The organism is Saccharicrinis sp. 156 (assembly GCF_050589685.1).
Classification (GTDB): Bacteria; Bacteroidota; Bacteroidia; order Bacteroidales; family Marinilabiliaceae; genus Saccharicrinis.
Window position 1 is genome coordinate 1 of the sequence record NZ_JBNGOS010000063.1, and the last position, 24,286, is coordinate 24,286.

At 37.3% G+C, this 24,286-nt stretch carries 12 protein-coding genes; 9 read left to right on the plus strand and 3 right to left on the minus strand.

Features of this window, described 5'->3' with window-relative positions; all coding sequences use genetic code 11:
- Positions 1–79: 79 nt before the first annotated feature.
- From ACRD64_RS23935 to ACRD64_RS23945, 3 genes are read right to left on the minus strand one after another with little or no spacing between them, the layout of a single operon-like run.
- On the minus strand, positions 80–508 hold the full coding sequence (locus tag ACRD64_RS23935) for a RidA family protein (protein ID WP_430936915.1): 429 nt from the start codon (positions 506–508) through the stop codon (positions 80–82).
- Positions 505–1,719: a pyridoxal phosphate-dependent aminotransferase gene (locus ACRD64_RS23940; RefSeq protein ID WP_430936917.1), complete on the minus strand. Its 1,215-nt coding sequence runs from the start codon at positions 1,717–1,719 to the stop codon at positions 505–507. The genes ACRD64_RS23935 and ACRD64_RS23940 overlap by 4 nt, the downstream gene beginning before the upstream one ends.
- Positions 1,716–5,771, minus strand: coding sequence for a hybrid sensor histidine kinase/response regulator transcription factor (locus tag ACRD64_RS23945; RefSeq protein ID WP_430936919.1), 4,056 nt, complete (start codon positions 5,769–5,771; stop codon positions 1,716–1,718). The genes ACRD64_RS23940 and ACRD64_RS23945 overlap by 4 nt, the downstream gene beginning before the upstream one ends.
- A 407-nt stretch (positions 5,772–6,178) precedes the next feature.
- Between ACRD64_RS23945 and ACRD64_RS23950 the strand changes: the two genes are divergently transcribed.
- The 9 genes from ACRD64_RS23950 (at position 6,179) to ACRD64_RS23990 (ending at position 24,134) form a co-directional block, all read left to right on the plus strand.
- Positions 6,179–8,443: a glycosyl hydrolase gene (locus ACRD64_RS23950; RefSeq protein ID WP_430936921.1), complete on the plus strand. Its 2,265-nt coding sequence runs from the start codon at positions 6,179–6,181 to the stop codon at positions 8,441–8,443.
- 40 nt (positions 8,444–8,483) lie between these two features.
- Positions 8,484–9,902, plus strand: coding sequence for a BNR repeat-containing protein (locus tag ACRD64_RS23955; protein ID WP_430936923.1), 1,419 nt, complete (start codon positions 8,484–8,486; stop codon positions 9,900–9,902).
- Between the two features lie 77 nt (positions 9,903–9,979).
- Positions 9,980–11,911: a hypothetical protein gene (locus tag ACRD64_RS23960; RefSeq protein ID WP_430936925.1), complete on the plus strand. Its 1,932-nt coding sequence runs from the start codon at positions 9,980–9,982 to the stop codon at positions 11,909–11,911.
- 314 nt (positions 11,912–12,225) lie between these two features.
- Positions 12,226–14,487 (plus strand): glycoside hydrolase family 3 N-terminal domain-containing protein, encoded by a 2,262-nt coding sequence (locus tag ACRD64_RS23965; RefSeq protein WP_430936927.1) that lies wholly within the window; start codon positions 12,226–12,228, stop codon positions 14,485–14,487.
- 103 nt (positions 14,488–14,590) lie between these two features.
- Positions 14,591–14,905, plus strand: coding sequence for an L-rhamnose mutarotase (gene rhaM / locus ACRD64_RS23970; RefSeq protein ID WP_430936929.1), 315 nt, complete (start codon positions 14,591–14,593; stop codon positions 14,903–14,905).
- Positions 14,906–15,165: 260 nt separating this feature from the next.
- A complete protein-coding gene (locus tag ACRD64_RS23975; protein ID WP_430936931.1) occupies positions 15,166–15,585 on the plus strand; it encodes a LytR/AlgR family response regulator transcription factor in 420 nt (139 codons plus the stop codon).
- An 85-nt stretch (positions 15,586–15,670) separates the two neighbouring features.
- Positions 15,671–19,216, plus strand: coding sequence for a sulfatase-like hydrolase/transferase (locus tag ACRD64_RS23980; protein ID WP_430936933.1), 3,546 nt, complete (start codon positions 15,671–15,673; stop codon positions 19,214–19,216).
- 133 nt (positions 19,217–19,349) lie between these two features.
- Entirely contained in the window at positions 19,350–20,678 is a 1,329-nt protein-coding gene (locus tag ACRD64_RS23985) for a family 43 glycosylhydrolase (RefSeq protein WP_430936935.1), read from the plus strand.
- A 288-nt stretch (positions 20,679–20,966) separates the two neighbouring features.
- Positions 20,967–24,134, plus strand: coding sequence for a BNR-4 repeat-containing protein (locus ACRD64_RS23990; protein ID WP_430936937.1), 3,168 nt, complete (start codon positions 20,967–20,969; stop codon positions 24,132–24,134).
- The last annotated feature ends 152 nt before the right edge of the window (positions 24,135–24,286 follow it).

A 24,286-nucleotide genomic window follows, 5' to 3' on the forward strand; every position in this document is an offset into this window, starting at 1 on the left:
CCTCGTTTCAGTAATGCCTTGTTTTATTGTACTTGCAATGCTCATGACGAACCTCCAATACATAATCCGGGTTAAATGATTAGATTTTAGCAATCAATGCTATTTCAACCGGAGCATTAGAAGGTAAAGAAGCAACACCTATCACTACACGACTTCCAATACCATTGGAACCAAGTTCTTCTATCAGTATATCAGTAGCAAAATCAGCCATCTTTGTATGCGCTGAAAATTGATTTTCAGTATTCAGATATACGTTTAGCTGAATGACCTTAGCTATTTTTTCATTTTTTTGCAGACATGATTGTGCAGCAGCCAAGGCATTTAAGGTGGCCAGTTGTATCGCATTTTTATGACGATCTGCTAGGTCACTAGCTCTAATCTGTCCAGAATAAATAAGTTTCCCTGCTTGCCGAGGTGTCATACCAGAAGTATAAATCAGATTATTGGTTCGCACAGCAGGTAGATACTTACCTTGTGGGATGGGCTGTTCCTTTGCCTTTTCTGTCATACGCTATAAATTTCTGCTATTTTTACAATGCGTTTTGCTGCATCAATTGCGGCTTTGTGATCCTGCGAAAAGTTTAGTCGGATATGATTGCTGAAGGAAGGGGCAAATTCGGTACCCGGAGTAACAGTGACCTTGGCTTGGTAGCGAAGCAGGCGTACAAAAGTATTTAAATCGATACCTAATGGTGGAAGTGTAGGAAAAAGGTAACTACCAGCCTGAGGAATCGATGTTTTTAGGTGAGCTTCATTGAAAATTTTCAATAATCTATCCCGAATAGCCTCATGTTCACTAATTCGCTTTTCTAACCAGCCCTTAGGTTCTTGAAACCAAGTTTCCAGAACTGCCTGATTATACCCTGAAGCACGCAATGATACGATGGCTTGAAGACGTTCCATCCTATCAATTAATTTAGGTGTGCCAAATGCAACTCCCAAACGAAATCCACTAAGTGATTCTGTCTTGGAGGGACCCATTATGGTGATAGTATTTTCCGGTTGCACTTTACAGGAACAAAAATGAGTGTAATTTTCCCCACTATATAACATTCTTGAATAAAGTTGATCCACAATTACCGTAACGCCATACTTTGCTGTCAACGTCCCAATATGATGTATTGTAGTATGGGAATATACCAGACCTGTTGGATTGTTAGGTGTTGAAAAAATCAACACCTTAGTTCCTTTTTTTAGCGCATCTTCCAACCGGTCAAGATCTATGCTATTTGTAAGGGATGGTTTTTGATAATTTAATGGAATCGGCACGACTTCACCACCGAAGAATCTAACAAGTTTACGATTGGCAAAATAGTCGGGCTCTATAACAGCAACTTTAGTGCCTTCTGTAACGGAAGTAGCTAATGCCATAAATAAAGCACCTTGTGTTCCGGGTGTTATAATCAATTCATTATCTGCCGAAATTGCTCGGCCGGTAAACTTACCTATACGCTCAGCTAATCTTTCTCTAATTTCAAAAGCACCGCGATACTCTGTATAGGCCTGTTGGGCTCCTTTCCTAAATCCATCGTTCCAAATTTTATCAGAACCTGGAGGTGGAGGAAAGGCATCTACATCTCCATGGGAGAAATCAACGGGTATACCATTCATTTTACCACCGCGCATTATTGTACTAAGATCCGTCATAACTTGCCGAATCTCTTGACCAGGAGCATTGTCAGCTTCTAGGATTTTAAATTTCTCATCAAGTGTCATCATCTTGTAAGATTAATATTTTTTGCCTCTTTAATTTTAAAACGATATTCTTTAGGGGTTGTTCCATACTTCTTTTTGAACGATCTGATAAAATAAGAAGTCGAATTAAAGCCAACCAGTGTGCCAATTTCATCAATATTGTATTTTTGAGACTTCATTAATTTAACAGCGTGCGTTAGCCGGATATCACGAACAAATTCGGTAGGACTTTGGTTTGAATAGGCTTTGATTTTTCGATGTAATGTGCTTTTACTAATATGTAGTTCTTTCAATACATTTTCAAATTTAAAGTTTGAATTTCTTAAATTAGTCTCTACTATGGTTTCCAGTTTTTTAATTAGTGAAGTTTCTGCTGTTGAAGAATAATTGTGTTGCTGTTTCATTAATTCATTTTCACGAGATACCTTATCCACCTTGGTAAGAATGTTTTCTATTTGTGCCAGCAATAAAGTCTCGTCAACCGGTTTGGTAAGATAAGAGTCAACGCCTTTCATTAAACTTTCTTTTTGATATTTGCTTTCGGAGAGTGCAGTTAAAATAACGATAGGGATAGCTGAGGTCTTCTTGTTGTCTTTTATTTTTTGAACCAACTCATTACCACTTAAAACTGGCATTAAGATATCAGATATCAATAAGTCAGGGACTATCTCATTGGCAATTTCAAAAGCCTGCTGTCCGTTTTTTGCCGTTAATACTTTATAATATTCTGCCAGAAAATCTTTTAAATAGGATCTTAGTTCGTCATTATCTTCTGCCAATAAAATAACTGATTTTCTACTGCTTTTATTACTGCTTATATCTTCAGTAATGGCATGGTCATTGGTGTTATTAAAATTTGAAAACTGGGAGACAATGCTTTCTCTTATGAATTCACTATTCTTTTGATAAGGCATGTTCAATATAAATGTAGAACCTTTGTCTTCTTCTGATGAAATTAACAGGTTGCCATTGTTTAATTTGGCATACTCCTGACATAAGTGTAAGCCTATACCCGTTCCGCTTCCCTTTTCGTTGGGGTCAACAAAAAAACGGTCCATAATGGTTGGAAGAATTTCCTTTTTAATGCCTTTGCCAAAATCGCGTACTTTAATTTCAATTGATTTGCCAATTATTCGTTTGCCGGTGAAAATATAGTTGTTGTAGCTTTCTTCGGTAAGGTCTTTATTCTCAAGTGAAAGAAATATTTGACTTTTTTCATTCGAGAATTTCAGTGCGTTGGCAACCAAATTGTAAATTATTTTCTCGATCATGTCCATATCCACCGTTACCCACATTGATTTGTAGGCAGAATTAAATATTAGTTCGATTTGTTTTTCAGTGGCCTGATGCTCAAAACACATGAGAACATCGTTGCAAACAGACACAATATCAGTCTTTTTAAAGTTTGCTTTCAGTTTCCCTACTTCTAACAATCTAAAATCAAGTATTTGGTTTGTAAGTCTCAGTAAACGCGATGAGTTTCTTTTAATGATTAACAAGTGTTTGGTAGTTTTTTCGTCATATTGGAATATATTCAATAAGCTGTTTAAAGGTGAAATAACCAGTGTCAGCGGAGTCCTTATTTCATGCGAAATATTGGTAAAGAACCTAAGTTTTTCATCAAATACCACTTTATTAGCTTCGCTTTTATATTTTTCGGTAAGTATTTCTTTTCTTAGTTTTATTTTCAGGTTTAACTCCCTCCATACAATAATGCTTAAAAATAGAGTAACTATTAAATAAAGTAATACAGCGTACCATCTTCTCCAGATTGGAGCAAGAATTTTTATTTGAATTGTTAATGGAGTGTGGCTCCACAAATTATCATTGTTAGAGCCTAAAATCTCTAAGGTATATTCGCCCGAAGGTATCTTTGTAAATGTAATGTCTTTATTGTGTTTAATTTCAACCCACTCATTTTGATAGTTGATTAGGCGGTAACGAAACTTGTTTTTCTGAGGTTTGATAAAGTTATTGGCCACCACACCCAAGGTTAATGAGTTTTGATTATAGTTTAGTGTTATATTTTTAACCTGCCCAATAGGCATTGAGTTAGTTTCGATCTTGCTTTTTTCGTTAATAGGTTTGTTATTGATCAATAATTTGGATAAAAATACATCAGGCGCAATTGAATTTGTTTTGATATGATTTGGGTCTATAAAACAAAAACCGTTGGAGGAACCAAAAAACACCGTCCCGTTTTGCGATGAATAAATGGCGTTGGGGTTAAAAAGGTTGCCGGAAATACCATCTCTTAAATTAAATTGCTTTAGTTTATTTGTATTGTAATCACATGAGAAAATTCCGTGATTTGTGCTAAGCCAGATATTCTTCCGGTTATCCTGAACTATTCCATATACGTCTGATTGACTTAGGGTGTTATCCTTACCGATAGGAATTAATTCACCAGAAGTAAGCGATAATTTATAAACACCATTTCCTCTCGTACCCACCCAAAAATCTCCTTTGCGATCTTGCAATATGGTATATAACCACATGTTATTGAAAAAATCGATGGAATCTTTGCTAAAATAACGTTTCAAAGAATCTTCATTTTCATTTTTGTAAAGCAACCCATTCTCAGTACATAACCAGAGCCTGTTCTTAGAGTCGAATAATAACTTATTAATAAGCAGTTGCCCCTCTGAGTTCGCTGGGTTTGTGTGTTTGACGTGATGAATAAACTGTTTTTGCTGAAAGTCATACTTACTTAATCCAATATATGAACTTCGGGAAGCAATCCATAGCTCTCCATTTTTGTTATAAGCAATTGAAGATATTACAGAAGAATCAAGCGAAATGTTCCGATTTAACTTTTTAATTTTTTTGAGTTTGCTGTTGTAGTGCCATATCCCCTGAAATATTGTTCCAATAAAGATATCTTTGCCATCGCCTTTAGCAAATGATTTTATAGCAGAGAGTTTTTCGTTTTCAAAAAGAGGGGAGTTAGAGTTAAATTCGCTGTGGTGGTTCGAAAAAAGATTTATTCCTGATTGTTCGCTCCCAATTAAAATATTACCATCTGTGTCTTCTGTAAATGATGATATAATACTTTGTGATTCGGTTTTTTCGTTAGGAACTTTACGTATGTGACGGAATCGATAATTGACATCTTTGTAATATGCTAATCCTCCAGCCCATGTGCCAACCCACACACCGCCGTTTATCCCTAATTGAAAGTCATAGATACTGTTAAAGGGTAGTCCTGTATTTTTGTTACTGGTAATTATTTCGTTTTCATCATCGTCAATAACCATAATTCCCTTATACGTACCAATCCATATTTCTCCATTATTGGTTTTAATAATATCCCTAACACGGTTATCGGGTAGATGATATTTCGACGAAACACTTTTATTAATTTCATATAACTTCTTTCCGTTATGGTCAATTACAACAACACCCTCTTTGTCATACCCTATATATGTATTATTGTTGTCCTGGCAGATACTTTTAATGGGCGCAGAAATTGATTTGTAAACCAAATTAAAGTTGGAGGTTGGATGCTTTCCTTTAAAGATACATCCATCTTTTGTTCCAAATATAATATGGCCAGTATTATCAACATTCAAAAACGTGATATCCGTTTTTAAGCCAGAGTTATACTTTATTTTGGTGAGTGTTTTATCTTCCGGTGTAAAATAATATAATTCTCCTTCTATAATTATAAGGAAGTTATCATTGTTAAATTGAACAATACTTTGTATTCCATAGGTTTTTCCACCTTTGGGTATTATTTTGGTAAAAGTGTTGTCGTATTTGTTTTTTTTAAACAGCCCCTTTTGTGTGCACACCCAAATATTACTGTCATTGTCCTTATAAATGTATTCTATATTATATGCTATAGTGGAGGTGTCATTGTAAAGCTCAATTTTTTCTATTGTAGAAGTATTATAATAATAAAGCCCATTGCTGCAACCAAACCAAACCATTCCATTACTGTCTTCGGCAATGGTAGTTATCGCATCATAAGCAAAACCTGATCCGGGAGAAATTTTCTCAAAAAAATATTTGGAGTTATTCCCAAATAGTAACTGAGAAATGAGAATGAATATAACGATTAATGTCTGTCGCATAGAGAACTTATTGATATCCCAAAATACGATAAAATGAAAAGTTTTATGCCTTTGTAATTATTTGATAATGTAAATAATGTGGCATGTTGATGAATTAGTTCATGTTTGTGCTAAATGGTTGAACTGATTGAATCTCTTATCTGACAGAAAGTAAAGCAAATAATATATTATATTAATTATATAGCAAATCATGGTTTAACTCGTAAGTGCTAGAATTATAAATGATACCGGTTATATGACGTGTATTTATCAGTATAAACAATTGTTCCGAAATGGCACATTCGTGCATAATATGGATATATGTTCATGATTATGCGCTGGAATTTTCAATGTCCTAAAATAAAAGATATTAATATTGAATTTGATTAATTAGATTTTATTGGAATAGTTATTAAGGTCTTGTATATATGAGTTTTCCGCGCAAAAACAGGTTTTTATTTTATATGTTAATTATTGTTATTGGAGTTGCAACTTCATGTACACATTCCAATAAACTTAAAAAGCAGTTTGTCAATCCTCCCAAACAGTATAAACCCATGCCTTTTTGGCACATTAACGGTGAATTGACCCGAGTAGGTATTCGTCAGCAAATGAAAGATGCCAAAGAATTAGCAGGTTTTTCAGGTGTTAGCCTTTTGCCATTAGCTTCAGATGGAAAAAAGATAGGAACAAGTCCCAGGTTTTTATCGGAAGAATATTTTCAACGTTATCAGGATATGATTGATGTGGCACAAGAGCTGGAGATGCAAATTATATTGTATGACGATAACGACTTTCCCAGTGGTATGGCAGGAGGAAAAATGGAAGAACTATATCCTGACCATACCATGAAACGTTTGGACAAAATTGAGCATAGGGTTATAGGGCCTAGACTATTTACAGATAGTATTCCCGGTATCAAATTGATGTCTGCGGTTGCTACTCATATTCATACAAACGAGCGTGTTGAAATTAGTGATTGCGCGGTAGATGGTGTAATAAAATGGCGAGCACCTAAAGGAGAATGGAATGTTATGCTGTTTCCTTTGGTGAAAGACAGTTTTCACAAAAAGTACCTCTGTGTTGATTTTATGGATACGACAGCCGTTCGTCATATGATTAATCAAACCTACAACAAATATTATGAACGTTTCGGTAAGTATTTTGGGAACACCATTAAAATGACTTTTTTCGATGATGTGGGTTTCTGGCGTCATCCCCGCAGCTGGACAGGTCGCTTCAATGAAAAATTCATAGAAATAAATGGATTTGACCCTCGTCCTTATTATCCTGCATTATGGTATGATATAGGAGCAGAAACAGAAGCTGTGCGCAATGCTTTTTTTAAAACCCGTGCCGAATTGTTGGCCGAAGGTTTTCCAAAGTTAGTAGGAGAATGGGCTAAAAAGCATGGTGTAAAAGATACAGGTCATCCTCCCGGTAATTACGATCCAACGCCCATAGATATGAATGGTGATATATTCAAGTTCTACCGACATACAGCGATCCCGTTAACCGATGATATTATAGACTATGGTTTTGGAAAAGATGGGCATAAGTTGGTGAGCTCTGCGGCAGATTATTACGATAAACCTATTGTGTCAACAGAAGTTTTTGGAGCCTATAGAGAAGCTGATTTCGACTCTTTGATGTTGTACCGTTCCACAATGGATCTGTTTGCACGGGGTGTTAATTTAGTGGTTCCGCATGGTATGTGGTACGACCCTAACAAGGTGTATATACAGCCGCTCGTATCGCCTTATAGTAAGAAAATCGCAGCAGCCTTACCTGCATATTCTGATTATGTTGGAAGAGCGAGTATATTGCTCAGAGGTGGGCGTAGGGTCAGTGAGATAGGTGTTTTATATCCTTTCGAGGAACTGGCAGGGTGGTTTTGTTTTGATAACCCTGAAAATATCCGTCAAGGATTTTACATCTCTCCGGAGACGGATTATCAAGACGTTGGTTGTTGGCTTACCAACGATATTCGCAGAGATTTTACATTTATACATCCGGAGTTGTTTTTAGATGATAAATACATTATTAAAAAAGGCCGTGTCTTTTTAAACAACAAAGAAAGCACCCAAAGTTACCGTACGATGATTCTTACGGGATGTAAAGTGATTTCGTATAAAACGCTTCAAAAGCTGCGGAAGTTTTACGATAATGGAGGTACCATTATCGCGACCACCCATTTACCATATAAGTCCTCCGAAATGGGCAAGGACCAGATGGTGGTTGATATGGTAAAAGAAATATTTGGGATTAACCCTTTAAAGCAGGACGGTTATACTGAGCTTGTTCAATCGTCAAATTTTGCTAAAGGTAAAGCCTTGTTTATCCCAAATCCCGATGCTGAAATACTGGCCAACGTATTGGAGAAAAATGAAGATGCTCCTGATGTTCGTTTTGTGGGTAGCCCCAAAATAGAATCGGAATTGGGCAAGCTAAACTATATACACAAAGTAAAGGACGGGCTTGATATATACTACTTTACCAATTCAAGCGATGATGTAATTGATGTGGAAGTAACGATAAAAGGTAAGTTATCCCTTGAATCTTGGAATCCTCATAGTTGTGTATTTTCTAAAATTGAAAATGTAGGTTACCAATTGGAAGGCGAACAATATTTTACGCAGTGTAATCTGAAAATAAAGCCGGTAAGTTCTGTTTTTTACATTTCGTGTGAGTAGACGATACACTGGAATAAATTACAATAAATATTAGAATTTTATGAAGTTTGCATTTATTACCCTGTGCTTACAATTTATCATGTCTGTAACTATTCTTGCACAAGTAAAAGTGGTTCAGCATAACACTTCTTTAGTAGATAGTGCTGCATTAACTGTTGACGGAAGATTTGCATCAGCAATTAACGGAAGAACCTTTCAGAAGGATGCAATAGTTTCGTATAACAATTATCAATACTTTGCCTATTACGACAAAGAACGGCATGTTTGCTTGTCGAGAAGAAAACTTGATAATGGCAATTGGGAGACGATTCGATTCACAGATTATTTTTTCGAGAGTAACGATGCGCACAATGTGGTATCTATGGGAATCTGTCCTAATGATGGGACCATTCATTTGGCGTTCGACCATCATGTACATCCTTTACATTACAGGGTTTCAAAAAAGGGACTGACCAACAAACCGGAATCTATGGAATGGAATACATCTATGTTTACTCCAGTGCTTTCTGAACTTGAAGAGAATAAACCTATTAAAATTACTTATCCCAAGTTTTGGCAGACTCCGGATGGAAACCTGCAGTTTAACTATCGAGTGCGAGGTTCGGGCAATGGTGACCGTATGCTGGTAGATTATGATGCCAAAAACGGGAAATGGGAAAATACCCGGCAGATAGATGCCGCACAAGGCTATTTTAAAGACCAATTAGGAGAAAGTGAAACGCGTTGTTCCTACCCCAATGGCTATGATTACGATGCGGAAGGAAACTTGCATGTAACATGGGTTTGGCGGGAAGACAGCAAGGGGGCAAATCATGATTTGATTTATGTTTATAGCGAGGATAAAGGTTTTACATGGAGAAATAATGCAGGGGAATTATTGAATGATATACCAAATGTAAACTCACCTGGAATTGTTGTGCAATCCATTCCCCGAGTATTGGGTCTAATGAACGATCATGGTCAAGCTATCGACTCGGAAGGGCGAATGCATGTAGTGATGTACCATTGTACCGAGCAAAGCATTAATGAAGCAGGGAGTGTGCCTGGCGCAACTCGCTGGGGACCTCCAGGGGCGCAAAGGTATCATCATTATTGGCGCGATTTAATGGGAGAATGGCATCACTTTGAAATGGACCTTAAAGTAGGGAATCGTCCCAAGATATTCATCGATAAAATGGACAACCTGATAATGATATTTAGTGGGATTGATGAAAAGAATATAAAACGAGTAACAGAAAGGGATAAGGACTTGGTTGTAGCCATTGCGACGGCAAAAAATAATTGGAAAGATTGGCATGTTGCACACGCTGTTGAGGGGCCTTTTTTAAATGATATGTTAGGCGACTTTTATCGTTGGAAAAGTGAGGGAATATTGTCGGTTATTGTACAAGATAAGCCAAAGGCCAGTGGGAAACCCAGCCCATTAAAAGTTATAGATTTCTCATTTTGCATAGAATAGGAATTTATTGGTGGACTCGTTAAATACTATTGTTGGGACTTTTTAATTCAAGAAGCTAATATTTATAAAATAACAGAATGCAAAGAAGAACATTTATAAAAAACATTACGCTGGGAAGCGTTTTGGCAGGCATGCCATTGGGAGGACTTCTAACATCAGGTTGCAGCGAACATATTGAAAAGCAGGACGAATTTAGGAGCATGGTCCGGGATTTATTACGCGACTGGTGTGATGGGATGATCAAACATCAGATTATAAAACCTGATAGTCTGGGAGCACATGGGGCGCTCAGTTGTCCATCGTGCCAACATATCCATGGGCGATGTATGGATGCCGTTTATCCATTTCTGTATATGGCGGATGAAACAGGAGATAAAAAATATCTGGATGCGGCTATGCTGGCGATGGAATGGGCCGAGAACAATGTTTCGCAGGCTGATGGGAGCTGGACCGTAATTCCCAATCCGAAATCGTGGAAAGGAATTAGCGTTTTTGGTGCAATAGCATTGGGTGAAGCTTTGCACTACCATGGTCATGTTTTGGATAAAGCAACCTATAATAGCTGGAAGATCCGCTTAGGTAGGGTCGCTGAATATATTTATAACACATTCTCGATTGACTTCACCAATGTAAATTATGGTTTTACAGCTATTTATGCTTTACACTTAATAGGCAAGGAGCTGAACGAGCCCAGATATTCAGCACGGAGTAAACAATTGGCCAAGGAGGTGAAAAACTACTTTACGGAGCCAAATAAGTTGTTATGGGGCGAAGCTAAACCCATAGATAAACGAAGTCAAAAAAACCTTTTAGGCGTTGATCTGGGCTACAATGTCGAAGAATCTTTAAACAGTATCGTGTTGTATGCACTCGATGAAAAGGACGAAGAGTTACTAGCCCTGCTGGACAAGTCTCTTGCCAGCCATATGGAGTTTATGTTGCCGGATGGAGGCTGGGATAACACCTGGGGTACTCGTCATAACAAATGGAGCTATTGGGGCAGTAGAACAACGGATGGTTGTCAGGTAGGGTATGGTATGATGGCTTCTAGAAACCAGGCTTTTGGTAGGGTGGCTTACCAAAATACAAAGCTATTAAAAGAATGTACCGCCGGTGGTTTGTTACATGGCGGACCGCATTATATTTCGCATGGAGTTAAACCTTGTATACATCATACTTTTGCTCATGCTAAACCCTTGGCTACCCTATTAGATGCCGGAAAAAAACTTCCAAAGATATCCCCGGATACACCATTGCCTTGTGAAAATAACTATGGAGTAAAAGAGTTTCCTGAAATTTCTACCTGGTTAGTTTCAAATAACGTATGGCGGGCCACGGTAACCAGTTACGATGCATTATATCATAAAACCTTGCCTGTGCAGCAGGCTACAGGCGGAGCACTTTCGATGTTGTATCACCATAAAGTAGGATTGTTGTTTGCAGCCAGTATGGCTCGTTATATCATAGTTGAAAAAAATAACCAACAACTGTACGATGGTGAGGAGTTTGCTTTGACACCTCGTGTTGAAGTAAGGGACGAAGGCGAGTGGTACACAAATTTGTATGACCTGGAAGCAAAGGTGGGTTGCACTAATGCTGGAGATATGATTTCTTTTAATGTTAATACTGAAATTCAAAATGAAGCCAGACACAAATTGCCTGGAAACAATTCTACTTTTAGTTTGAACTATAATTTTATTGCCGACAAGCTGGAAATTGTCGCAAAAGCATCAAAAGGAAATACTTATTTAAGCAAAGGCGCTTCTTTGGTTTTGCCACTAGCATCTGTCAATAAAGAAAAGGTAATGCAGGTAGCTCCCCATAAGATTGAAATATTGAAACCTCAAGGTAAAGTTGTACTGGAAGCTACTGTACCAATATGGATAAAACCAACAGATAAAGGAAGGGTTTTTAATTTGGTCCCAGGGGTTGAGGCAGTTCCGGTTTATGCCAGGTTTCAAAAAGGTATGAACGAACTGAAAGTCAATATTTGGGTAGAAAACGTATAGAAATGGAACAATAGGTCATGTCTTGAAAATTGAGCATAAAATCAAATCGCTTTCGATGGTGACTATTGGTTCTGTTTTGAGGGGTACCTGTGACTTTAAATATTGTTTATTCGTTTACATCGAAAATTGATAAATGAACATATGTTTCAACCTGAATTATTCGTTCATAGATGAAGCAATTGTTCATAAAAGTGGTCGTTAATTGAAATTTGCAATGGGAGATTTTAATTTTATTTGGATTATGAATTTTTTTGAATGACGTGTTGATGTTTTTCAAAAGGCGTAAAATTTAAGTAAATACGAAATGTTAAGTTATGATAATTAAAAATGCCATAATATTATTTGTGTTGGTGCTGATGGCTAGTTCGTGCAGTCAGTCAGATGTTACAATATACAAGCAACAGGATGCTGGAATCGATGAGCGGGTAGAGGATTTGCTTTCTCGTATGACATTGGAAGAGAAAGTGGCTCAAATGCGCATGTTTCATGCCAATATTGGGGTAGAACTTGATGGGAATGATAAAATGGTGCTTTCGGATAGGGTACTTAAAAAACTAAAAATTGGTATTGGAGGTATAAAAAACCCGGGAGAGTACGATTCACCCGAAAAAGCAGCCATATTAAACAATCAGCTGCAAAAACATATCATAGAAAATAACAGATTGGGAATACCAGCCTTTTTCGTGACAGAATCATATAATGGTGTGGATGCTGAAGGGTGTACCAGTTATGGCCGCCCAATCAATATGGCATCTACTTTTAACCCTGAATTGGTGAAAAAAGTTTATGATGCAGTAGGAAGAGAAGCTCGTTTAAGAGGTTTACACTTAACGCATTCGCCAGAGGCTGATATTGTTAGAGACCCTCGTTTTGGAAGAATGAGCGAAGCGTTTAGTGAAGATACTTACCTGACAACACAAATGGTATTGAGTGCTGTTACAGGAATGCAGGGAGATTATGAAGGTTTGAAGCGTACGCATATTGGAGCTGTCACAAAGCATTTTGCGGGTTATGCACAGGTTTCCGGCGGAACCAATTTTGCTTCCATCGAAATTTCTCCGCGTACCTTAATTGATGAGATATTTCCTCCGTTCGAAGCCGCCGTTAAACAAGCCAATTCTTTAGGAATTATGGCTTCTCATGGCGATATAAATGGTGTGGCCAGTCATGCTAACCCTTGGTTGCTTACCGATGTATTGCGCAAAGAATGGGGATTTAAAGGATATGTGGTTTCTGATTCCCATGATGTGGAGAGATTAAATTATTTTATGAAGGTCGCAGAGACCCTTGAAGAAGCTGCGCTATTAGGATTAAAGGCAGGAATCGATGTGGATTTATACGGAGAGAAAGCCTATGCGCTGTTGCCTGAAATGGCAGAAAAGGATCCAACTCTAATGAAATATATCGACAGGTCTACACGAAGGGTGTTAAGAACCAAGTTTATCCTTGGGTTGTTCGATAACCCTTTTGTTAATGTAGAAGAGGTAAGCAAAAAAGTACGTTCAGAAGAAAACCTGCAAATTGCCCTTGAAGCGGATAGAGAATCGATCATCTTACTTAAGAATGAGGATGTGCTTCCGGTTGGTGCCGACAAAAAAATGAAAGTTGCTTTAGTGGGTCCATTGTACAACGAGCATATAAAAACTGATTTTGAAACCATTGCGGGCAATAGGGTGAAATTTGTGGGAGAAAAAGGCTATGATTTAACCAATGGTGTTAAAGGAGTTCCGCAACTTACCACGGAAGAAAAGCAATTAAAAGGAATCGATAAAATAGTTAAAACCGCAAAAGCTGCCGATGTTATTGTTTTATTTGCAGGAGGTGATGGGTTTACCTCAAAAGAAGGATTTTTTAATGATGCCTTAGGCGATCGCGACAATATTGACCCTGTTGGATTACAAGACGAGTTATTGTTAAAGCTTAAAAAAGTAGGGAAACCGGTAATCGTAGTATTAAAACACCGCCGTACATTGTCTATCAACACCTTTGCCGAAGAGGCGGATGCTATTGTAGATTGTTGGGATCTAAGTGAACAAGGGAATATTGCGATTGCAGAAGTGATTTTTGGAAAAGTTAATCCATCTGGTAAATTGCCAGTAACAGTTCCAGCCTCTATCGGACAGCTACCATTTCATTACAGTCAAAAAGAAATCAATTATAAGAAAGGTTACCTATTTGCTAAAAATGCCCCATTATATCCATTCGGTTTTGGGCTGTCATATACTAATTTTGAATATACAGATTTGCAGATATCTGATAGTACTATGGCTGTAAATGGGAAAATAACAGCCAGTATTTCTGTGAAAAATACTGGTGAGATCAAAGGTAAAGAAGTTGTTCAATTATATATTAAAGATTTGTATGGTTCGGTTGTTAGACCCATGCAAGAGCTTAAAGGATTTCAAAAGATTGAACTTAATCCAGGAGAAAGCAAAACGATAACTTTTGAAATAACTCCAGATATGTTAGCAATGACAGGATTGGACATGGCAAAAAAAGTGGAGACAGGATCCTTTGAAGTTAGGATAGGTAGCAACTGTGCATCTTTTGATACCAAAGGCTTCAAGGTTGAGTAATTTATAATATAGTTTGAAATAGTAGTTTTTAGTAGTTTTTATAGTAGCCAGAGACCGTATGTCTTTGGTTACTAATTTTACAAATAAAGAAAATTAACAGCGCATGAAAAGATTAGCTTTTAAAATGCACCTGAATGAAGGCCAAAAAGAAGAGTACATTAAGCGTCACGATGAAATTTGGCCTGAGCTAAAACAGCTACTAAAAGGAGCAGGCGTTAGCGAATACTCAATATTTTTAGATGAAGAAACAAATGCGCTATTTGCCTTTCAGAAGGTTAGTGGCGAAGGGGGCTCACAGGATCTTGGTAAAACGGAGATTGTACAAAAATGGTGGAAGTTTATGTCAGATGTAATGAAAACTAATCCGGATAACTCACCTGTATCAGTTGCGTTGGAAGAGGTTTTTTATATGGAGTAATAACGGATAAATAGCTTTAACCCGGATTATGTATTGGAGGTTCGTCATGAGCATTGCAAGTACAATAAAACAAGGCATTACTGAAACGAGGCATAACTTGTCCCGATTACTTTCGGGAGCATCGTTCTGGTGAATTGAAGTGATGCAACGAAGTGTCTTGTTTTAAAGTAATTTCAATGAGTAATAGAATTTCTAATGCATATTGCGGGTTTAAATTTGGTCTGTAAGTTTAACTCCAGGCAACGATAACAAATTGATTTATGAAAGTAGTTTATCCTGAGGGTAAAACAACTGACCAGTTTCCTATATTAGAACCTATTTTAATCCAAAAACCCCAACAATATAGGTCTAGGTTTCTTGTCAATAAAGGAACGTTCCTGATAAAGATTAATGTTGAGGACGTTGCATTTTTCTATATGTCTAATGGTATTTTATATGCTGTGAATTTTAGTAAAGAGGAGTTTCGCATTGATTTGCAGATTAAAAATGTAGAAGAGGACTTAAACCCGGATATTTTTAGGCGTGTTAACAGACAGGTAATCTTAAATGTCAATTCTATTTATCGAATAGAACCTTATTTTAATGGTAAATTAGTGGTTAAAACTATTCCCGAGTTTCCTACTAAAATAATTGTCAGTAAACAAAATGCGAAACCTTTTAAGGACTGGATAGATCAGTAGTTGATATGATGAAGTAGAACTGATTATAGTTTCAATTAATAATCGAGTGTTATAAGTTTCTAGTGGAACAATAAAGATCATAATAATGAAAAAAATAAGTGTTAAAATCTCATTTATAGCTATACTGTTAGCTGTATCTTTTCAGCTGTACGCAAAAAATGGAGTAACAAAGGGTAGTGAAAATAAAAGAGATGACAAACCAAATATTATTTTTGTCCTAACCGACGATCAACGCTGGGATGCATTGGGGTATGCCGGCAACAAAGAAATTCAAACCCCTGAGATGGATAAATTAGCTGAGCAAGGGACATATTTTACTACAGCAATTGCTGCTACTCCAATATGCTCTGCTAGCCGGGCCAGTTTATTTACAGGAATCCACGAACGTACGCACAGGTATACTTTTCAAACCGGTGAAATTCGAGAAGAATTTATGGAAGTGGCCTATCCAAAGTTGCTGAAAGAAGCTGGGTATTACACTGGTTTTTATGGGAAATTTGGCGTTAAGTTTTCAGGTAAAGATGAAATGTTTGATAAGATTGAGGATTATGACAGGGAGAATCGCTATAAAGATTATCGCGGTTATTATTATAAAACATTGGATGGAGATACCGTTCACCTTACAAGATATACCGGACAAAAAGCCTTGGATTTTATTGATGAAGCGCCTAAAGACAAACCGTTTTGCTTGTCATTAAGTTTTAGCGCACCACATGCACACGATGGGGCTCCTTTGCAATATTTCTGGCAGGAAGAGCCAGGTGAATTATATAATGATAGAGATTTGCCACAAGCGAGCATCTCAGATGATAAGTATTTTGAAGCACTACCAAAAATGGTAAGAGATGGGTTTAACCGTTTACGCTGGGGCTGGAGATATGATACTCCCGAAAAGTATCAGCATAGTGTGAAAGGATATTACCGAATGATTTACGGTGTTGACCTGGAGATAGCCAAAATCAGAAAGAAACTTGAAGAAACAGGTCAGGATAAAAATACTGTTATTATACTAATGGGCGATAATGGCCAGTTTTTGGGTGAGCGTCAAATTGCAGGTAAGTGGCTGATGTACGATAATTCGGTGCGGGTGCCCCTCATCGTTTTTGATCCCAGAGCCGGAAAGCATCTTGATCTTGATGATATGGCGTTAAACATTGATATTCCTGCAACCATATTAGATTTAGCAGATGTCATTATCCCGGAAACATATCAGGGAAAAAGTTTGGCACCGGTTGTTTCAGGGTTAAAATCTTCTTTAGAACGTGATACCGTATTGATTGAGCACCTGTGGGAGTTTGATCCTATTCCGCCAAGCGAAGGGGTAAGAACCTCAAAATGGAAATACTTACGTTATGTAAACGACAAGACCTACGAAGAGTTATATGATCTAACTAAAGACCCGAAAGAGATTAAAAACCTTGCCGGTAAAACAAAATACCAAAAAGTATTAGAGGAACTTAGAGCCAAGAATGACGAATTAGCTGAAAGATATGCGGACCCATTTGCGATGAAACCTACCGGGCTAACAGTTGAATATTTGAAGGAACCGGCAGCCTTAAAAATTATTGATAACAAGCCTGAATTTAGCTGGATGTTACCTGTATCTGCTGAGATTCAAAAAGGTTACCAAATTCTTGTTGCTTCATCTAAAGAAGCCATCGACAAGAACAATGGTGATGTTTGGAATAGTGGAAATGTGCGTAGCAATAAATCAACAAACGTGGAGTTGGGTAGCAAGCCGTTAAAAGCAAACTCAACTTATTTTTGGAAGGTAAGATACTTTGATGCCTACAATCGTATTTCTGAGTATTCTGAGGCTCAACAATTCACTACAGGTGAGTTTGGAGAAAAGCTTACTTCTCATAACTCGTTTTTGGTAGAGCACATTCAACCAGCTTCTTTCGAAAAAAGAGAAGATGGATCGTACTTTATTGACTTTGGTAAGCATGCATTTGCTAATATGAACATTAATTATTCAGCAAAAAACGCAGAAACATTGACGGTTCGCGTAGGAGAAAAGTTGAAAGATAGTAAAATCGATAGAAAGCCGGGTGGAACAATCCGTTATGCCGAAGTTAAAATTGATGTAAAACCGGGTAAAAGAAGTTACCAATTACCGCTTGTTGCGGATGAGCGTAATACCAACCACCTGGCAGTAGCCTTGCCAGATTCTTTCCCTGTTTTATTACCATTCCGCTATGCCGAGATTGAAGGCGAAAACGATTTAAAAGAGGACGATGTAAATCAAGAAGCGTATTTTTATTACTTCAACGACAATAACAGTTCTTTTAAAAGTTCGAGTGATGTGTTAAACCAGGTTTGGGAAATGTGTAAGTACACGCAAAAGGCTACTTCTTTTGCAGGATACTATGTAGATGGAGACCGTGAGCGTATTCCATATGAAGCTGATGCTTATTTGAATCAATTAAGTCATTATAGTGTTGATAGCGAGTATTCGATTGCGCGTAAAACAATTGAGTTCTTCTTTGTGAGTAAGCCGACCTGGCCAACCGAATGGCAATTACATGTAGCTATGATGATGTACCAGGATTACATGTATACCGGTAACACTGAATTGATTGAAAAGTATTACGAGCGTTTAAAAGTCAAAACCTTAATGGAGCTGGAGGTTGAAGATGGATTCATTAGTACCACGTCGCCTAACCACAATGTTGACTTAATTAAAAGGCTTGGTTTTAGAGATACCACAAGGGTTTTAAAAGACATTGTAGATTGGCCTCCTCAATCAAAAAACTTTGGAGGCAAAGGCCCAATTCCCGGAGAGCGCGATGGATATGTGTTTAAACCGATAAATACGGTTGTAAATGGTTTCTATTACCACAATATGAAAATCATGGAACAGTTTGCAACGGTACTAAATAAACCAGAGGAAGCTGCGGATTATGCTTATAGAGCTTCAAAAGTTAAAAAATCGATTAATGAGCAATTGTACGACAAGAATAAAGGGTATTATGTTGATGGAGTAGGTACCGATCATGGTTCTTTACATGCCAATATGATATTATTAGCTTTTGATGTCGTGCCAGAATCTCGCAAGGCGGGTGTTGTGGAGCATGTAAAATCAAGAGGAATGGCATGTAGTGTGTACGGAGCCCAGTATTTAATGGAAGCATTATATAAAGCCGGCGAGGCCGATTATGCGTTGGAATTAATGACGGCTACACACGACCGAAGCTGGTATAACATGATTAAAATCGGTTCTACTGTTGCTTTAGAAGCCTGGGATATGAAGTATAAAAGTAATGGAGATTGGAACCATGCCTGGGGTGCCGCACCTGCTAATATCATTCCACGTGGTATGTGGGGTATTCAGCCTAAAACTCCCGGATTTGATGTGGTAACCCTTAAGCCTCAATTGTCTACTTTACAAAAGAGTTCCATTGAAGTGCCAACTATTAAGGGTAATATCAAAGCTGATTATAAAAAGATAGGTGCACGCATGAAAGAGTATACCATTGAATTACCGGCTAATATGGTTGGTGAGTTTGTGATAGATCTGGCTCCGGAAGATGAAATTAGCCTGAACGGTAAAACGGTTAATACTTTGTTTGGTTCAGTGCGTTTAACCCCGGGTGTTAATAAAATTAAGATCAAAGTGAATTCATTTTAATGAAAGATGGATTGAGAATTCACACTGCATCACATATCTGATAAAATTGTGTTTTTTAATTTCAACGTAACAAGTAAAAGGGCTTTAATTAATCTGTTAAAGCCCTTTTTTAATATTTGAAAAACATTTAAAAATGAGACCGTTAAATCTATCTGTTTTACTAATAGTCATTCTTTCAACCCATGGCTTGTTTGCGCAAAATCCAATCAAAAAGGATTTTGGAATGGCAGATCCGCATTGTTATATTTTTAATAATAAGGCTTATTTATTCACTACACGTGATGCAAGTAATACATCCAATAAATTTAATATGCCCGATTGGCAAATATGGTCTTCAGATGATTTGACGGACTGGAAATTGGAACGTTACATCTATCCTAAAGAAACTTATATGGGCGAGTCTGACAGATGTTGGGCTACAGAAACAGCGAGCATGAATGGCAAGTATTATTTCTATTTTTCCAACGGAAATACCAATACCGGTGTTATGGTAGCTGATAAACCTGAAGGACCATATAAAGATGCATTAGGTAAACCATTACTCGATGTTGAATTAACTTCAACTCAGGAGTATGATCCTACTGTATTGGTTGATGAAGATAATAAAGCATATATCGTATTCGGTCATTACCGGAAAGATACGCAAGCATTGGCCTGGTATATCGCCCGACTAAATGAAGATATGATTTCGTTAGCTGAGCAACCCAAAGAAATTGTTGTGGAGAATGCCTTTGATATAATGACAGCCAACGATAAACCTAATCTGCATAAACGAAATGGGATATATTATTTGTCGGCTGGTTCGCATTATGCCACTTCAAAAAATGTATATGGCCCATATAAAGTAATCGGGAATTCCGGAAATGGGAAGTATGGGTTACATAGTAGAGCACATGGCAACTATTTTACCTGGAATAACCAATGGTTTCATACCTGGTGTCATTTTCATTTAGGTAAAGATATAGCCCGATACAGAGAGTCGTATATGACCTATTTACATTATACCGATGATGGAAGAATGGTAAGCGATGTAGCCTATTTAGATGCTCATTTTGAAACAGGAGTTGGTCAATATGATGCATCATGGGACTGTATTCAGGCCGAATGGTATATGAAAGCAAATGGAGCAGCGAAGCGAGAGTGCCTAACGGGTGGTTTTGAATTGCAGAATATTCAGCATGGGGCAACGCTTATTTATCCCAATATGGCAAATATACAAAGTCAAAAATCTGTTAAATTTCACCTCGCTTCATCTGTAGGAGGGGTTATTGAGGTTAGATCTGGCCATGCAAATGGAAAATTGTTGGGAAAAGCGATTGTGAAACCTACAGGAGGAAATGATAAGTACACTTACGTTTCTTGTAATCTGGTAGATGCGAAGGAGGTAGAGGATATTTGTTTTCATTTTGTGGGAAAGGGCGATGATTTAATGCGTCTGGATTACTTTGTGTTTGAGAAGTAAAATGCTTTTTTGTTTGGTATTTAACAATGTACTGGATTTGTTGAATCTGAAATTTACTTCATCTAAATATGCTTGATTGCTGGATAAATAAGAAAATTGGTATTCTACTTGGAGATGGTTCATTTTCGATAAAACCTGATACAATTCAATTAAAAAATTTATTGTCAAACACCTATACTTACTTTGGTAAAGTAAAATGAATTCAGGTATAATCCCAGTTACAAGGATTTATACTTTATTCTAAACCATATAATCCAAATTCAATAATCAATGATTAATTAAAATGCTATGAAAGAAAAATTACTTCAGCTAATAAAGTCCAATGTCTTAATATACCTCTTTCCTGTTTTTTGTATTAATATTAGTAATGCGCAAGTAACGTTTGTTGAAAATACCAAGGTTACCGATGAAGCTTTGTTTTTTTGGAAGGCAGACGACCCGGAACCATACCATTATGGTGCGGCAATAAACCCGCATGGTAATTGTGTAAAAGTATCCAACGGTTATGTTTTTTATACATGGTACAGAGGTGGTTTTTTGGATAGAACATTAATGGTTTCTAGAAAGAAAATTGGAGCAGGAAGTTGGGTGAATGTTGCGTTACCTGGTAAATTAAGCCTGGTAGGCGGAAAAGGAGATACCCACCTGACCACCAACATAGGGATATGTCCTATTGATGGTACCGTTCATATTATGTATGACCACCATAATGAAGACCTGAATTATATTGTTTCCAAAAAGAATATTGCTTTTGCTGCCGATGGAGAATTTATGGCTGATAATTTTCTGCCTCAGAGAGATTATTTAGTTTCAGGTAAAAAGGTTACTGGTGTAACTTATCCCAAAATGATAAATAACGATCAAGGGGAATTATTCTTTGAGAGAAGAAATGGTTCTGCTGTTGGTGGAGATATGATGGTTAGCTATTACAATGGTAATACTTGGACGAATGAAGTAAAAGTACTGCAAGGGAAAGGTGCTGAAGTTACGCAGGGAGAAAGAAATTATTGTTATGGTAAGCCTTATCTTTTTAATGGGAACTTTTACTATGTGTACTCTGTGAGATGGGCAGAATCACCTACCAGATTAAATGAAGGTGTGTATATAGCAAATTTAGGACCCAGAATGGATAAAACCGCTACTACTGTTGATGGCAAAACGTATAACCTCCCCATTATTGACCATGCCCCGTTTTTAATAGCAGATCCTCGTAGTATTCCGACTACTGAAGGATGGGCAGGTGGACCGGATGCAGCTATTTCTCCTAAAAATGACATCTATTTAAAAATAAGTCCAAAGAATACCACTCATTATAATTATCTGAGGAAAGATGGTGAAACAGAATTTACTGAAGAAAGAGGTAAAGGTAGTCCTGGTATGTTTTATGGAAACAGAATGTTTAAATGTACTTCGAGCAATGGTGTTTTAACAGTGCAAAGTTGTCAGGCAGGTAGTTATGAGTGGCGCACAGATTATATCTTGAACACGGGAATCGACGTTCAAAAGAGTCAGGTCCAAATGGAAAATGGCAAAATCGTAGCTGTTTATGCCGAAAAAAAAGCAAGCGATAAAGTACCTATTCATTGTTATGTTTTCGATATAATAAAGCTTGAGTATACGGCTCAAACTATTACTTTTGATGCGCTACCTGCAGTAAGTGAAAGTGATGCCGACTTTACATTATCGGCTACAGCCAGTTCCGGACTCACAGTAACATATTCTTCATCAAATCCTGATGTGGCACAAATTCTTGAAGGAAATAAGGTGAAAATAATGGGAGTAGGTTCCTGTGATATCGTTGCTAGCCAGATGGGTAATGGTGAATATGATAATGCACCTGATGTATCTCAAACATTAACGGTAAATGCGAATACCGGTAAAAGCAATCAAACAATTAGCTTTACTTTAGTTAATAGTACCCACGTATGGGGTTCTGCGGGTGAAGTATTATCGGGAACAGCTACCTCTGGTTTGGATGTGGAATATTCAAGCTCTAACGAAGATGTAGCTGTAATTGTGGATGGTAAGCTACAAGTTAAAAGAGCTGGTATTACAATCATTAAGGCTAGGCAGCCTGGTGATGTAACCTATAATGCGGCTCCTATCATTAGCCAAACGCTTACGGTCCCTAAGCAAACACAAGTTATTACTTTTGAGGCTATTTCGCCAAAAACATCAGGAGATCCTGAATTTAACCTTGTGGCCACCAGTAATAATCCCAACGCCAATTTACGTTTTGTCTGCCCTAATAATCAGGTGGCCATTGTTTGGGATGATATAGTAAGACATGTCCTAGGCACAGGAAGTGCAACAATTACCGTTTCTGATACCGGAGATGATTATTTTACTTCAGCTACTGTACAAAAAACTTTAGTAGTCAATTCAAAAACATTTAATGTTCCTGCAAAAATTGAGGCTGAGTATTATACCAGAAAGAGTGGCGTTAATGTGACTCGATGGAGCAATACAGTATTCTATTTAAATGCATGGGGAGTCAACGATTATGCCGAGTTTACCATCGACGTGCCAGAGGATGGAACTTACCCAATAGACATACACGCTGCAGCTCCGGGAGGTACTAAAAGTGTAAAAGTAACATCCGGAAGTACCACCCTGGCAACAACCAATTTAACCACAACTCCTAGCTTAACTAATTTTAAAACTACAACAGAAAATGTAAGCCTAATGGCAGGAGTTCAAAAAATACGTATTGTTGGAGTGGTTGGAGGTTTTAATTTGGATTGGATTCAAATTAAGGCAAAGTCGGGGGATGCCACCGATCCTGGAAATGATGTTCCGGATTATGTTTCGCAAAAGGATTATACCATATCTTCAGTGGATGGGGAACAGGACCCTAATTTGGCCGTGAACTTATTTGATGGAAATATAACAGATGATGCTCGCTGGAGTGCTCAGGAGTTTCCTAAATCTGTAGTTATTGATTTGGGTGTTGAAAAAGAAATTATTGGATCAAGGTTATGGACTTATCAAAGTAGAGCTTATCAGTTTAAAATTGAAGTTTCAAATTCATCTTCAGGCGATTTTACACAAGTGGTTGACAGAACCAGCAATACACATACATCTCAGCCTATCTCAGATGATTTTTCAACTCAAAAAGGACGGTACGTCAAACTTACTGTTACTGAGTGTCATAATTACGCAAGTAATTGGGTGAGTATAAATGAATTGGTATTGATTTTTGATGAGAGTACCCCCGTGTCAAAAACTAAAAGCTCAGAGATTAATGCTTATGTTGCTAACAACCAACTATTTGTTGAGTCGAATTTCGCTTACGGTAATGAAGTGTCTTTATATACAATTACAGGAGAGCTGATATTGAGTGAACAGTTTGATTCTACACATTATACTAAAACACTAAACATACAAACCGGTATTTATGTAGTTAAAGTCACTAGTAATAACGTAACTATGACTAAGAAATTATCTGTGAGATAGAAATTGTTAATTCAAACTTTCCAATGATTGAATTAATCTACAGGCATTTTAACCCGCAATATGCATTAGAAATTATATTACACATTGAAATTACTTTAAAACAAGGCACTTCGTTGCATCACTTCAACTCACCAGAACGATGCTCCCGAAAG